The organism is Leptolyngbya sp. GB1-A1, from assembly GCF_039962475.1.
Lineage (GTDB): Bacteria > Cyanobacteriota > Cyanobacteriia > Elainellales > Elainellaceae > Leptolyngbya_A.
Map to the genome: position 1 here is coordinate 124995 of NZ_JAMPLI010000001.1, position 13783 is coordinate 138777.

12 protein-coding genes are annotated in these 13783 nt (G+C 51.9%); 8 read left to right on the plus strand and 4 right to left on the minus strand.

Annotation, left to right across the window (positions count from 1 at the left end):
- The first annotated feature begins 100 nt into the window (after positions 1-100).
- On the plus strand, positions 101-736 hold the full coding sequence (locus NDI45_RS00545; protein ID WP_190792888.1) for a hypothetical protein: 636 nt from the start codon (positions 101-103) through the stop codon (positions 734-736).
- Here the strand turns inward: NDI45_RS00545 and NDI45_RS00550 are convergent.
- Positions 733-1686 (minus strand): glycosyltransferase family 9 protein, encoded by a 954-nt coding sequence (locus tag NDI45_RS00550; RefSeq protein WP_348245762.1) that lies wholly within the window; start codon positions 1684-1686, stop codon positions 733-735. The genes NDI45_RS00545 and NDI45_RS00550 overlap by 4 nt on opposite strands.
- A gap of 132 nt (positions 1687-1818) precedes the next feature.
- On the opposite strand from NDI45_RS00550, the gene rlmD reads away from it, so the two are divergent.
- On the plus strand, positions 1819-3264 hold the full coding sequence (rlmD, locus tag NDI45_RS00555; RefSeq protein ID WP_348245763.1) for a 23S rRNA (uracil(1939)-C(5))-methyltransferase RlmD: 1446 nt from the start codon (positions 1819-1821) through the stop codon (positions 3262-3264).
- A 4-nt stretch (positions 3265-3268) separates the two neighbouring features.
- On the opposite strand, the gene NDI45_RS00560 is transcribed toward rlmD, so the two are convergent.
- The gene (locus NDI45_RS00560; protein ID WP_190792891.1) at positions 3269-4801 is read right to left on the minus strand and encodes a SagB/ThcOx family dehydrogenase; all 1533 of its coding nucleotides are present in this window, start codon (positions 4799-4801) and stop codon (positions 3269-3271) included.
- A 218-nt stretch (positions 4802-5019) separates the two neighbouring features.
- Between NDI45_RS00560 and NDI45_RS00565 the strand changes: the two genes are divergently transcribed.
- From NDI45_RS00565 to glyA, 6 genes are all read left to right on the plus strand, one after another.
- A complete protein-coding gene (locus tag NDI45_RS00565) occupies positions 5020-5820 on the plus strand; it encodes a hypothetical protein (RefSeq protein WP_348245764.1) in 801 nt (266 codons plus the stop codon).
- 133 nt (positions 5821-5953) lie between these two features.
- The gene (locus tag NDI45_RS00570) at positions 5954-6169 is read left to right on the plus strand and encodes an NAD(P)H-quinone oxidoreductase subunit O (RefSeq protein ID WP_190792893.1); all 216 of its coding nucleotides are present in this window, start codon (positions 5954-5956) and stop codon (positions 6167-6169) included.
- A 434-nt stretch (positions 6170-6603) separates the two neighbouring features.
- Positions 6604-6744, plus strand: a complete 141-nt coding sequence (locus tag NDI45_RS00575; RefSeq protein ID WP_190792894.1) for a hypothetical protein — start codon at positions 6604-6606, stop codon at positions 6742-6744.
- Positions 6745-7156: 412 nt separating this feature from the next.
- A complete protein-coding gene (gene aroQ, locus NDI45_RS00580) occupies positions 7157-7654 on the plus strand; it encodes a type II 3-dehydroquinate dehydratase (RefSeq protein WP_348245765.1) in 498 nt (165 codons plus the stop codon).
- 88 nt (positions 7655-7742) lie between these two features.
- Positions 7743-8561: an ATP-dependent sacrificial sulfur transferase LarE gene (gene larE / locus NDI45_RS00585; RefSeq protein ID WP_190792896.1), complete on the plus strand. Its 819-nt coding sequence runs from the start codon at positions 7743-7745 to the stop codon at positions 8559-8561.
- Positions 8562-8736: 175 nt separating this feature from the next.
- Positions 8737-10020, plus strand: a complete 1284-nt coding sequence (gene glyA / locus NDI45_RS00590) for a serine hydroxymethyltransferase (protein ID WP_348245766.1) — start codon at positions 8737-8739, stop codon at positions 10018-10020.
- Positions 10021-10119: 99 nt separating this feature from the next.
- Here the strand turns inward: glyA and NDI45_RS00595 are convergent, their stop codons facing one another.
- Both NDI45_RS00595 and NDI45_RS00600 read right to left on the minus strand, forming a co-directional pair.
- Positions 10120-12018 carry a R3H domain-containing nucleic acid-binding protein gene (locus tag NDI45_RS00595; RefSeq protein ID WP_348245767.1) on the minus strand — a complete coding sequence of 633 codons (1899 nt, stop codon included), beginning with the start codon at positions 12016-12018 and terminating at the stop codon, positions 10120-10122.
- A gap of 65 nt (positions 12019-12083) precedes the next feature.
- On the minus strand, positions 12084-13325 hold the full coding sequence (locus NDI45_RS00600) for a circadian clock protein LdpA (RefSeq protein ID WP_190792899.1): 1242 nt from the start codon (positions 13323-13325) through the stop codon (positions 12084-12086).
- Positions 13326-13783: the final 458 nt, after the last annotated feature.

Consider the following 13783-nt stretch of genomic DNA (forward strand, 5'->3'; position numbering starts at 1 on the left):
GAAGCTGATCGACTCCTCTTTAAGAAGACTGTAGAGTTCATTAGGGGATCGGCGCAACGGCTTTTGGGATCACTACAATGCTAGCTACACCGCATTTGCATTGGTTTATTTAGGTTCGATGAAGCTGCGCGTCTTTTCCCTGTTTGTACTGCCCCTCTGCGCTCTGACTGGCTGCAATTTGACTCGAAGCCAGTCTCCGGTAACGGCTACGAGTTCACCGCAAGCGATCGCCGTTTCTCCGTCTACCTCCCCTGCTCCGTCTGCTTCTCCTGTCCCTTCGCTGTTTCCGTCGCCCAGCGTTACGGCAGAAACCCAGCTGTATCGGGAAAAGACAGGACGATTTGAGATTGCGTTTCCCAAAAGCTTTGTTTATCAGGACACTGGAAGCGGCGTTGCATTTGCGTCGGATGACCAGGGATTTGCCGGAGCCGTAGATTTTGGCTCAGCGCAGGGACAAAAGCTGACTCCGCCTCAGCTCGAAGCCGCGCTCAAAACTGAGTACCAGAATCGGCTGAAAACCGTTTCCTGGGCAAAATCAACGCTTCAGTCAGATGGCAGCATTCGCATTGACTGGACCGGAAAAGACGAGCAGGATAATGCTCTGGATGCCGTCAGCTTTGTTGAACAGCGCAGCGACACCATTTTTATTCTGAATTTGTACGGCGTCAATAAGCCCTACCAGAGCTACCAGCAGCAGGCTGAGGCGATCGTCAAAAGCTACCGAGTAAAGCCCTAGCCGCCCCAGACCTTTTCTAATACCTGTTCTGGCGAGATATTTGCCATTTTGCCGGTTGGCGACTGAATGGCTACAAACTTATCGCTTTGAGGCAGGAGCTGACTCGGCTCGTTTGGACCAAACAACGCCAGTGTATAAACCTGGAGCGCAACCGCGAGGTGCATTGGGGCACTTTCAGTACAAATCATTAAATTTGCTCCGGCAATCATCGCGGCGAGTCTGGCAACGTCTCCTGGCTTCGTCACTTTCAAACTGGGGCAAGCCTGGAGGAGTTGCGTCACTGTTTCAGCGTTTTCTTCGTCTTGACCAATGACGATCGGTAAATCGGGCTGACGCTGCTGAAAATCTTCGATGATGCGCTGCCAATGCTCGACCGGATACTCGGTATAAATTCCCTTCTGAAGCGATTCGCTAGAACCGGGATAAATCATGACATAACCGCTCACCCCCAGCCGCTTTTGCTCCATTTCTGCCCAGTCGAGATCGCTGCTGGGAATCGTAATGCTGAGGTCAGGGCGGGGCGTATTGATCTTAAATGCCTGAAGCAGGTCGTGATACATTGCTGCCGCATACTGATCGGATTTCTGCGGTACAGCATTCGTCAAAAAGCCACTGCCGCCATTTCCCGCAAAGCCCACGCGAGTTGAGATACCGCTCAGCCACAGCAGCAAGCCTACGCCCCAGCTTCTTCCCAGCGACAGAACCGCTTCGTAGTCTCGATCGCGCATCACCCCCAGCAAGTTTGCCCAGTCTGCAGGACTGTTTCGATCTTTGAAGTCAAAGGGAATCACATCGCTGACCGATTTAGACACCCGGTAGGCAGATTTCGATCGCGGTTCAACCACCACGTCAATTTCGGCATCGGGATAATTGCGCTTTAGATCGTCCAGGGTCGGAAAAAACAGAATTTGATCGCTAACCCCGCCAGGGACAAGAGCTACTACTCGCATGGTAAATATTTCGTTACGCAATCTCGCTCATTATTGTAGGGGAATTGTTGAAGAATAAATCTCCTTTCAGAAGTGCCTTCAGATTGTTCTCTGATTTGTCAGACTGGGAAAGGACAAACAGGGCGGGATGCAATGAGCAAGTTAGAAGATAGGCAAGACCCAAATGTACAGGAACCGAAAGAAGAGCCGAACGAACCGAATGAACAGTGGCAGCAGGGACAGCTTTTAGAATTAACGATTTCGGATCTCAACCATGACGGCTCTGGAGTCGGACGTTGGCAGGGGCGAGTGGTGTTTGTGCCTGATACAGTTCCGGGCGATCGTCTCTGGGTACGCCTGGTGCGGGTCAAGCCCCACTATGCCCACGGAAAACTACACGAGCTGATCGAACCGTCAGAACACCGGGTGCGTCCAGGCTGCATCGTGGCAGATAAGTGTGGCGGCTGTCAGTGGCAGCAAATTGACTATGCCTATCAGCTTGAGGCAAAGCGGAATCTGGTAATTCAAGACCTAGAGCGCATCGGCGGATTTGTGCAGCCCCCGGTAGAGCCTGTCTTGGCAGTGAGTTCTGCCCTCGATTACCGCAATAAAGCAACCTATCCGGTTCAGGTCACGATCGCTCCCGGTAAATCGCCCCAAGTTCAGCGGCGCAGCGTCCATGCAGGCTATTTTCAGAAAGGCAGTCATCATTTAATTAATTTGAACCAGTGCCCGATTCAAGATCAGCGGCTCAATCCGTTTCTGGCAAACATTAAGCACGACATTCAGGCGAGCGGCTGGTCGATCTACGACGAAACCACCCATCGGGGAGAAGTACGGCACCTGGGGCTGCGGATCGGACGACGCACTGGAGAAATTTTGCTGACGATCGTGGCAAGAACCGGAAATTTGCCCAACCTGGCAGAACAGGCACAAACCTGGCTCGATCGCTATCCTGCCCTCAAAGGCGTGTGTCTCAACCTGAATCCCAATCGCACGAACGCCATCTTCGGTAAGGAAACGCGCTGCATTATTGGACAGGATTTTATTACCGAGGTCTTTTCCGGACTCCGGTTTCGCATCCAGCCGACCACTTTCTTTCAGGTCAACACCGAGCAAGCAGAGGCATTGCTCCAGGCGATTCAACAGCAGCTTCAGCTTCAGGGCGAAGAAATTTTAGTGGATGCCTACTGCGGGATCGGCACCATGACCCTGCCTTTGTCAAAACAGGTGCAGCAGGCGATCGGCATTGAGATGCAGGCAGAAGCGATTGAGCAAGCCAACGCCAACGCAACACTGAATCAAATTACCAACGCCACCTTCCAAATTGGCAAAACCGAGGAAATTCTGCCCCAGCTCGACGTGCAGCCTGATGTAGTCCTGCTCGACCCGCCCCGCAAAGGCTGTGAAGGTTCCGTCATCGAAACCCTGCTCCAGATGCAGCCCGATCGCATTGTCTATGTAAGCTGTAACTCCTCCACCCTTGCCCGCGACCTTAAGCTGCTCAGCAGCCAGTACGAACTCATTCAAGTACAGCCTGCCGATTTCTTTCCTCAAACCGCTCATGTGGAAGCAGCGGCGTTTCTGAGCAAGGCGTGAGTGATTACCCCTTCACCCGCCCCAACGTCGTAATATACAGCACTGCCTCATCGGTCGGAATGCCCAGCACTTCATTGACCTGATCGTCAAAATAACCGCCAATCCCACTCACGCCCAGCCCCAGCCGAACGGCTGCCAAATTCAATCGCTGTCCCAGATGCCCAGCATCAAGGTGAAGGTAACGATAGGCTCGATCGCCATACTGCATCACGGCTTTCTCTAGGTCGGCAGTATGGAATAGAACAACGGCTGCATCTCGTCCCAGGTTTTGTCCCAGGCAGAGAAAGTGCAGCTCTTGGCGAAAGTTCTTAAACCGAATCTGACGCAGTTCCTGTGCTTTGGGCGCATAGTAATAGCAGCCTTCTTCCAAGCCATCAACGCCTGAAACCGCTAGAAAGGTTTCAATCAAGCTGAGGTCGCAGTAGTCGGGGGTCGGGTCGAGGTGCTGATCGATCGAGCTTTGCGGCTGGTAGGTGAAATCAAGCAGGGCTTTCAGTTCAGTCAGGGTCAGATTAGCTCCACTGTAGGCACGAGTCGATCGCCGCTTCAGAATTGTGGTTTCCAGGTCGGTGAGCTGCTTGCCCCAGTCGATCGGGTTCGTCACCGTCGAGACTTTTAGACAAAAAGGAAAGTTGTATTTGTCGCGGCGAGGAAGGTCGTCATCCCGCTTTACGGCAAGCTGCTTCAGTGTTGGAGGATTGTCGGTTTCGGGAATGCTGCTCGCTCGGTGCAGTGAACTGAGCAATTCTCCTTCTGCCAGTTTGGGATAGTTGCGGTGAGTGGAGGAGGAAAGAACCGTTGGCGCAAGCGGCAGGTGTTGCTGTAAATCCTGCAAATCTGCCAGGGCTAAAACAGCGATCGTCCCTTCTCCTTCGCTGTCCAGATACATCAGCCGATTGACTGCTTCATCCATAAATCCGCCAATCAAATGGGGACGAAAATCATTGATCGCGCTGGCAAGTTCCAGATTGCCCAGCAGATGCCCCGTATCCAGCAGCACCCGCCGATATGCTCGATCGAGATATCGCCAAGCCGATCGATAAAAGATGCTTGTCACCACGATCGCCATTTGCGTTCCGTCCAGGGTCGGATGCCAGAGGCAGGCATTTTGCAAAACTGTCCAGACTTCACTATCCCAGAAATGCAGCAGTGAGTGGGACTGGGGCTGATAGTGATAAAGCCCAGCAGGCAGCAGGGGAGTGCCGCGAGAAATCAGATAAACCTCTGCCGGATACAGCCCGCCTGCAGAAGGGGTGGCCCGCAGATACACCGGATCGCCTCGCAGCGTCAGCATACTCACCGTTAAGCCATAGGTGCAAAACAGCAGGCGCGAGAGCCGGCTCCAAAAATCCTTTTCTGTCCCTTCTTGGTCGATCGGTTGCAGGTGGGATTTGAGGTCAAACTCAACGCCAATCTTGTACTCTTTGAAGGGAGAAGGCTGATTGTCCCAGTCCAGGGCGCGATCGGACAGGGTTTTGGGATGATATTTCGTGCGCTGATGATAGTGCTGAGCAAGCGAATCCAGCGATTCTGACATATAAAGATTCTGGCGGTTCCGGTCTTTTTGATCTTGGCACTCCTTTTCAGGAATGACCAACCTCACTTCACGAGTATCCTTTGATACTTACACTGAGTTTGGATAGTTTCGGGCAAATGAGGGAATATTCAGGAGGAATGAAACATTCGGTCTCATATTGCCCGCAATGCACCCAAACCGACTCACCGAATGCTTCGCTCTTATCGTGAATTCTTGCTATGAAAACGCTGCTTCGTCGAATCGGATCTGAATTCATCCTGCCGCTTTTGCTGGTTGGTGTCTGTATTACAGCGATCGGCTGGATGCAAATTCCTCGCCTCGAACAGATTCGAAGCAGCAGTCAAACAACTAGTGTGACCGAAATCCGTCAAGGAACGGAAGCGGAAGCAGCCCGACTGTCGCTCCTGAAGAAAATGCCGTCCTTCGGGTTTGACAACTTGCTTGCAGATTGGACATTTCTCAATTTCACGCAGTATTTTGGCGACACCGTCGCCCGTGAAAAGTCTGACTACCGCCTCAGCCCGGACTACTTTGAAGTTATCCTCGATCGCGACCCGCGCTTTATTCAGGCTTATACCTTTCTCTCGACCAGCGGCTCACTTTATGCTGCCTTACCGGAGCGATCGACGGAAATCATGCAGCGTGCCCTCTCCCGACTGAAGCCAGACGTGCCTCCTAATGGGTTTTATGGGTGGCGACAGCTCGGTGTTGATCAGCTTTTGTTTGTGGGCGACAGTGAAGCTGCTCGTCGATCGTTTAAAACCGCTGCCGCCTGGGCAAGACAATCCTCATTGCCAGAGAGTGAGCAGGTTGCCCAGTTTTCAGAGCAAACCGCCGCCTTTCTTGCCCGTAATCCCGATAGCAAGTCAGCACAGATTTCTGCCTGGGCAATGGTGTTAAACACGGTGCCAGACGATCGCACCCGCAAAACAGTGATCGATCGCATTCAAGCTTTGGGCGGTCGGGTCACTCAAGAAGCGGATGGATCGTTTCGCATCTTTGCTCCGCGTCAGGACTAGCTAGCCACAAATCGATCGCCCCAGGCTCTCCAGATTTCAGTCAGAGAACTGCTTCGCTTTGCCTGAGGCTTTTGCTTCATCCCCATCCCAGGCTATTCTTAACTCAGACCTGTTAAAGAATTGGGATGTACCAATGGCAGTCAAGAAAGGCGATCTCGTTCGTGCCGTTCGCGAAAAGCTCGAAAATAGCCTGGAGGCAAAAGCAAGCGATCCGCGCTTTCCGCCCTACCTGTTTGAAACAAAAGGTGAAGTCCTGGAACTGCGGGGCGACTATGCCCTCGTCAAGTTTGGCTTTGTGCCAACTCCCAATATCTGGCTGCGAAATGATCAATTAGAAAAGGTGAGCTAGAAAAGCGGGTTAATCGATTCTGCGTGCCAATTCTGCTTGCTAATGTTTCCGGCGATAGCAATCAAGCGGGGCTGGATAAAGGCATCATGCCTTATCATTCGCCCCGTTTACTTCATGAATTTCACAGAATGAATCGCTGAAGCACCGATCTGCTGACTTCTATACCAATGGGAGCAGCGTGAAAATGTATAGTGCAGAAAAAGCAGTACAAAAATCAGGAAAGCCAGGTGGATAACCGAGGAAGTTCATCAAAACCTCTGTCGCTTAGCAGAATTGCAGTGAGTTATAGGAAGAGCAATGAATCTACCCTGACACCCTTGATCATTTCTGTTGATTAGATATGATTAAAGAGTAAAGTCAAATACAAGACCTGCTTTGTCCGATTTTCCAGGCACGGTAGGAATTTGGGCTTACGTTAAGGAGCTTTCCGATTCATGGACTACATTGAAAAGGTTCTGGAAAAGCTGAAGGAATGGGCAGGCAAGCTAATTGAAGCACTCCTGGGTCCCGAAGCGCAACCTGAACCGGAACCCATTCCAGTACCCGTAAGAGATAACGATCGCCGCTATCGCTAGGGTTTCCAAAGCGGTACTTGCGCAGTACTCCGAAAGCAGTTGACAAAAAAGCTATCAGCGGCTTGTTTGCGATGCCTACGAGTGACCGAAGATCGCAAGAGAGTTAATGCCTGACTAAAGGTTTGATTGACTCTTAGAATAATTCCTGGAATCTAGCTAAAACTTTTTGGGCTGGTTTGAAGCTGTGGATGCCTGAGCAAAGGCTGCGTTCCAAGATGAAAGGAATTTGACCCAGCTTTTTGAGTGACATACTTAGTCAAGAACGTACTTGATCAAGAACCTATTTGACTAAGGTGTTTGGTCAAGGTATTTGGTTAAGTAAGCTGCCCCGCAAAAACTTCAGCGATTTAGAGTCCTGCTTTTATTGTATTGATTAAATTGTATTAACTGTATCGACTAAACAGCCTGGTCATTGTTCATTGACCACACTCTGACGGTGTATAGCATTCTGGTATTGCACGGACCAAATCTAAATTTGCTGGGTCAGCGCGAACCTGGCGTTTATGGTTTGACCACACTCAAGGATATTAATCAAATGCTGATTGCTGAGGCAGAAAAGCTTCAGGAAGAAGGGCTTACGCCCAAGGTGACAGCGTTTCAGTCAAACCATGAAGGGGTATTAATTGATGCGATTCATGGGGCGATCGGGCAGCATCAGGGCATTGTAATCAATCCCGGTGCCTATACCCACACCAGCGTCGCGATTCGAGATGCAATCGCAGGCGTTGCCATTCCTACGGTTGAAGTTCACCTCAGCAATATTCACCGTCGGGAGGCGTTTCGCCAGCATTCCTATATTGCACCCGTAGCGATCGGGCAAATTAGCGGCTTCGGGGCAGAAAGCTATCGGCTGGGGTTGAGAGCGATCGTTGCTTATTTGCAGCAGCAGTCTTTAAACACTCACCCCTGACTCGTCCATCATGAAAACCCATCATTAAAACAAAAATTGTTAGGCTAGAACCATTCGCTTGCAGCGTTGGAGAAAACGCGACCGAGTCATGCTGTTGCAGAAGTTAGAGCAGTTAAGAGGATTATTTGCCGAAATGGATCGGGCACTGATTGCCTACTCCGGCGGCATTGATAGCACATTGGTTGCCAAAATTGCCTTTGATGTATTGGGCGATCGGGCGTTGACAGTGACTGCCGTTTCGCCTTCTTTGCTGCCCGAAGATCTGGAAGATGCACGAATTCAGGCGGCAGAAATTGGAATTGCCCATCAGCTGGTGCAAACCCACGAAATGGACAACCCTAACTATCGATCGAATCCGGTGAATCGCTGCTATTTCTGCAAAAGCGAACTGCACGACACGCTAAAACCGCTTGCGCTGGAGCGCGGCTATCCCTATGTGGTGGACGGGGTAAATGCTGATGATCTGTCTGATTATCGTCCCGGAATTCAGGCAGCAAAAGAGCGGGGGGCACGATCGCCTCTGGCAGAAGTGGGGGTGTCGAAGCTAGAAGTGCGTGAGCTGTCGAAGTATCTGGAATTGCCCTGGTGGGATAAGCCTGCGCAGCCCTGCCTTAGCTCCCGATTTCCTTATGGTGAGGAGATTACGATCGCCAAGCTCCAGCGGGTTGGACAGGCAGAACGCTATCTGCGCCATCTGGGCTTAAAAACGCTGCGGGTGCGATCGGCAGGAGATACGGCTCGAATTGAGCTACCCGTTGAGCAGATTCAGGAATTTGTGCAGACTACGGATCTCGAGAATCTGGTGACTGCCTTTAAGTCGTTTGGCTTTGTCTATGTCACGCTTGACCTGGAAGGCTTCCAGAGCGGCAAGCTGAATCAGGTTCTACCGCTTTCGTCGATCACCTAACCGGAAGTACAGCGAATCCTACTAAGGATTGAAGCGGGGAATACCCCGGATACGCTCTGTTCACAGCCCAGTGAACGCTATATGATAAATGGCTTGGGCAATTTATCGCTGAAGCTAAATAACTCAATGCTTTACGGTGCCTCTTTTCCCTCCCCTAACCTTTCTGGAGTTGCTTGTGACTGATACCAACCTCGATTTCCTCAACAAGTCTGACCCGATCGTTGCCGGACTCATTAACCAGGAGCTAAATCGCCAGCAAGAACACCTGGAGCTGATAGCCAGCGAGAACTTTGCTTCGGCGGCGGTAATGGCGGCTCAAGGTTCTGTGCTTACTAACAAATACGCGGAAGGTCTACCCAGCAAGCGGTACTACGGCGGCTGTGAATTTGTAGACCGCATCGAAGAAATTGCGATCGATCGGGCAAAGCAGCTTTTTGGTGCAGCCCATGCTAACGTTCAGCCTCACTCCGGCGCACAGGCAAACTTTGCCGTATTCCTGACGCTGCTCGAACCGGGCGATACCTTTATGGGGATGGATTTGTCCCACGGTGGGCACCTGACCCACGGTTCTCCGGTAAACGTTTCCGGCAAATGGTTTAAGGTATGTCACTATGGCGTGAATCGTGAGACGGAACAGCTCGACTTTGATGAAATTCGAGAGCTTGCGCTTCAGCACCGTCCTAAACTGCTGATCTGTGGTTACTCAGCCTATCCCCGTATCATTGACTTTGCCAAGTTCCGCGAGATTGCCGATGAGATCGGGGCGTATTTGATGGCAGACATTGCCCACATTGCCGGATTGGTTGCGACCGGACATCACCCGAATCCGCTTTCCTACTGCGATGTCGTCACGACCACAACGCACAAAACCCTGCGCGGTCCTCGCGGTGGACTGATTCTCACGCGTGATGCCGACCTGGGCAAGAAGTTTGATAAGTCCGTTTTCCCCGGTACACAGGGCGGTCCCCTGGAACATGTGGTGGCTGCGAAAGCAGTTGCCTTTGGAGAGGCACTTCAGCCCGAATTCAAGGCTTATTCGGGTCAGGTCATTGAAAATGCGCGAGCAATGGCAGCCCAGCTTCAAAATCGCGGCTTCAAGCTCGTCTCGAATGGCACTGACAATCACCTGATGCTGGTGGATCTGCGATCGATCGGTATGACGGGCAAAATCGCCGACCAGCTTGTGAGCGATGTTCACATCACCGCCAACAAAAACACCGTTCCTTTTGACCCCGAATCGCCTTTTGTCACAAGCGGTCTGCGGCTTGGTTCTCCTGCAATGACTACACGCGGCATGGGCACGGCGGAATTCACCGAAATTGGCAACATTATCGCCGATCGCCTGCTGAACGCTGAGAATGAATCGGTGGCTGAAGAGTGCCGTCAGCGTGTGGCAAACCTCTGTCGCCGCTTTCCGCTCTACCCGCACCTTAGCAGCCTAACCCCGGCTCTGGTGTAGGACGAATCCAGGCTTTACAGGCAACAAAAACAAAACAGGTAACAAAAAGGGCGAACCGAAATTCGCCCTCATTTTTTGAATGTCGTAGAAACGATCGTGCTAAGCAGGATAGATCCGCAAGCGACGATTTGGCTCATCCCCAAAGCTAGAAGACTTGAGCCGATAATGCTCTACGAGTTCATGCTGCATTTTGCGAACCTTTGCCGATCGCGGCAGCAGTTCCACGGGCTGTCCTTTGGGAATCACAATTTGTTCGACTGCCAGCCGAGCTTCCTCCAGTGCTTCCAGTTCGTCTTCGCCGCCCTCATTAGAGAACAGGTGCAGATCGATTGGTTCCTCGACGCCGTCTTCCTCCATCTGCAGCATTCGCTGGAGGGCGCGAATCATTTGCGGGACGCTGTTTGCCTTCACGGCGTGAATGGGCACATGACGATGCTTGGCGATGCTTCGCAGCTTCGAGTGGTTTTTCAGGTGCGATCGCAGGGCGAGAACGGCGTCTGCATCATCGATGTCCTTGGTCAGGACGATCGGCAGATGCAGGGTGCGAATCACCTGCTCTAGCTGATGGCGACTAATGGCGTAGGGATAGACGTGCAGCGGCAGATCTTCTCCGTTTGGACCCGGCGTTTGTCTATACGAAGCAGTTCCGCTTGTAGCGTAATCATGCACAGGTTCCAGCGACGCGAGAGGCAGGCTTTCTAACGACTCATTCAGCAATCGATCGAATTGCTGCCGTTCTGATAAAGGGCTCGAAGTGGTTTCATCGAACGCAATGCCTAGCTCGCTCACTTCTTGACGCTTCAGCCCGATCGGAACCATTTGCCCCGAGGTGCGCCAGTTGCTCGAACTCACCGATCGCAGCGTACCGTTGCCGCCCAAGGGAGCCGATCGAAAGGTGGTTTGTCCGGCGGCGGGTGGAGGGGTTTCTCGGGCGATGTGGACTTTGCCGGATTCGTCTGTTGTGCGAAGCTGAGGCGAAGGCTGTCTGCCGCGCAGCAGCAAATCTACCGTCTCCGAGACGTTTTCATGCACAACCCACTTGTGTCGCTCCAGAATCTCGAGCGCAATATCAAACGTGGGTGGAGCCTTGCGTTCCAGCACACTCTTCTGGCTGCCCCGACGCCGTGCCTCTTCATCGCTTAAGGTAACAGACTGAATGCCGCCCACAAGATCGGAAAGCGTCGGGTTTTTGATCAGGTTTTCGATTTCGTTGCCGTGTGCCGTGCCCACAAGCTGAACACCGCGCTCTGCAATCGTCCGAGCTGCCAACGCCTCAAGCTCGGTTCCAATTTCGTCGATCACAATCACTTCCGGCATGTGGTTTTCGACCGCCTCAATCATCACATGATGCTGAAGCTCAGGACGAGACACCTGCATTCTTCTTGCCCGCCCGATCGCTGGATGGGGGATATCACCATCGCCTGCGATTTCGTTGGAAGTGTCAATAATCACAACGCGCTTGTTGAGATCGTCTGCCAGCACCCGCGCAATTTCCCGTAGAGCTGTTGTTTTGCCCACGCCAGGACGACCCAGCATCAGGATCGACTTGCCCGTTTCGACCAGATCGCGTATCATGCCGATCGTGCCAAAAACGGCTCGACCCACCCGACAGGTCAAACCAATCACGGCTCCTGCCCGGTTACGAATGGCGCTAATTCGGTGCAGGGTTTGCTCGATGCCTGCCCGGTTGTCGCCACTAAACATTCCGACGCGCTCAACGCAATAGTCCAGATCAGCTCTGGAAACCGGAGTGTCTGACAGATATTCAGAAGTCCCTGGAAAGCGAGCTTCGGGCCTGCGTCCCAGATCCAGCACGACCTCAACAAGCTGATTGCGTCGTGGATGAGAGACCAATTTGACTTGGATATCGGTCGGCAGAATTTCGAGCAGTTGATTCAGGTCGTCGGTGATTTGAAAGGCGGGCTGTGATTGATGTGCTTCGACTTCGATCGCAGAATGCTGGACTGGATCAGAAAAATGATTATCGTTGGATATCATGGACTGATTGATATTCACCTGATTGATATTCACCAAAATTGGGCTAGAGATAAGAGCGATGGACGTTAACCGGATGGAGCGAAGGCGGTCATAGGCTGCTTAATTTGGGAAACGAGAGTGTGAGCGGTTTGGACGGCTTGCCAGAGAAGATCAGAGTCCTCTAGCTGGATCTGGAACTGCTGTCGATCGAAGCTTTGTTCGGAACGGGAAGAATGAAACGGCACAAAGTCGTGTTCAGCAGAAGTACTTAGGGGAAATTGCTGAGAGGATTGTTCAAGCTGCTCAAGAATTGGAGCGAGGAGGGTTCGAGCATAGCTGCCGTAGGCAATTCCGGCAATGCGAAACGGTTCTTCCTGCCGCGCCTGCGAGGACGCCCCATTCCTTGCTACAGCATTAGGGGTTTTATCTAGCGAGAGCAAGCCCAGTGATTTGAGTTTACTCACGGTGTAGTAATTTGTGCCTCCAGCTAACTGAATATATCCAGGTAGTTTTGCCGCCAGCGCTTTTTGACCCAGTTTGACTGCTGCCAGTGTTGCGCCATTGCCAATATCACCACTCATAGGTCTACCGTCGGTTTGCCAAACTAAGGCACACGGGAGTGGAGCCATGACTTCGTGCAGTGCCCACAGATAATCCACAAAGCCTTCCCCATCGGGGCAGCTAATCGCAATCAGCTTTAGCGTGGGGAGAAATGGCTCGATCGCTTGCCAGAGCCGCTTGAAGTCTGCCAATCGCCCAACTTGCGTATGAATTTCAACCGCATCTACACCAGATAACACCAGAGGGGCAACTGCCGCTGGAGAAAACACATAGGAACGAGTCGAAATTCGGTCAAAGGGACAAATCGGTACACAGCGACCGCAGCCGTAGCACTGGTCGTCAATCACGCCCGCCGATTCGCCATCCAGCCCTCGATCGGTTCCTCGACTAAACACGATCGCCTGTGCCGGACAAACCGTTTCACAGGGGCGGGTGCAATCAGGCGGACAGCAGGCAGGGTCAAACTCAGCTTTACGAAAGTGCGGGTCTTCGCCGTCGTTGAGGCTGACCATCAGCCAGGGTAAACCCTCGATTAAAAAACCACGCTGCTGAGCGGATTTTTGCAGGCTCATCGCCGATTCCAGGGCAGATTGAGCGGCATGAATCACGGCTGGGTCGGCGGCGACATCAATACAGTCGGCTCCAGCAAGCGCGTAGGCGAGGGCTAATGTCCGAACGGCAGGAAGATGCTGATAACTGGCTCCGCAAATTAATTTGAACCAGTTGCCTTGCCTCAGTGAACGTAGGGGACGGTGCAAATCGGTCACCCTTACATACTAAAAGGTTATAGACAAAATGACAGGATCATTTGTCAGCAGTCTACTACAACTCTTTTGCTTTGATGTGTAGTGTGAACTGCGAAAGCAATATTTTTTACGCATTCGTTCATCTTTAGAAAGATTTCCGCCAAGGGGGACTCGAATCATTTAAGCCCCTCAAAAACAATCTATGGAATCGCTCGTTAACAAGGTTCACAAACGCGATCGAGCATTCTTTGGGTTGCTTCAGACTGAAGCTGCCTCAGTTCAATTGCAGCAATAAATTTCAGCATGATGGCTTTTCCTGATTGAGGTGAATGTATGCCAGCACAGCCATTATTATACTACATTTGCAGCTTGCATACTACATTCAGGTTAGTTGATGGGCGATCGGCTCTGTAGTACCTGTCAGGGTGATTTTCGCAAGCATTGAGGATAGAAGTGTTATGAATTTCGCATCTGCATTG

What these genes read in the sequence shown, in the direction of transcription:
- NDI45_RS00550 (WP_348245762.1), bottom strand. Translation starts at nt 1,686, where the DNA reads ATGCGAGTAGTAGCTCTTGTCCCTGGCGGGGTTAGCGATCAAATTCTG.
- rlmD (WP_348245763.1), top strand. Translation starts at nt 1,819, where the DNA reads ATGAGCAAGTTAGAAGATAGGCAAGACCCAAATGTACAGGAACCGAAA.
- NDI45_RS00560 (WP_190792891.1), bottom strand. Translation starts at nt 4,801, where the DNA reads ATGTCAGAATCGCTGGATTCGCTTGCTCAGCACTATCATCAGCGCACG.
- NDI45_RS00565 (WP_348245764.1), top strand. Translation starts at nt 5,020, where the DNA reads ATGAAAACGCTGCTTCGTCGAATCGGATCTGAATTCATCCTGCCGCTT.
- NDI45_RS00570 (WP_190792893.1), top strand. Translation starts at nt 5,954, where the DNA reads ATGGCAGTCAAGAAAGGCGATCTCGTTCGTGCCGTTCGCGAAAAGCTC.
- NDI45_RS00575 (WP_190792894.1), top strand. Translation starts at nt 6,604, where the DNA reads ATGGACTACATTGAAAAGGTTCTGGAAAAGCTGAAGGAATGGGCAGGC.
- larE (WP_190792896.1), top strand. Translation starts at nt 7,743, where the DNA reads ATGCTGTTGCAGAAGTTAGAGCAGTTAAGAGGATTATTTGCCGAAATG.
- NDI45_RS00595 (WP_348245767.1), bottom strand. Translation starts at nt 12,018, where the DNA reads ATGATATCCAACGATAATCATTTTTCTGATCCAGTCCAGCATTCTGCG.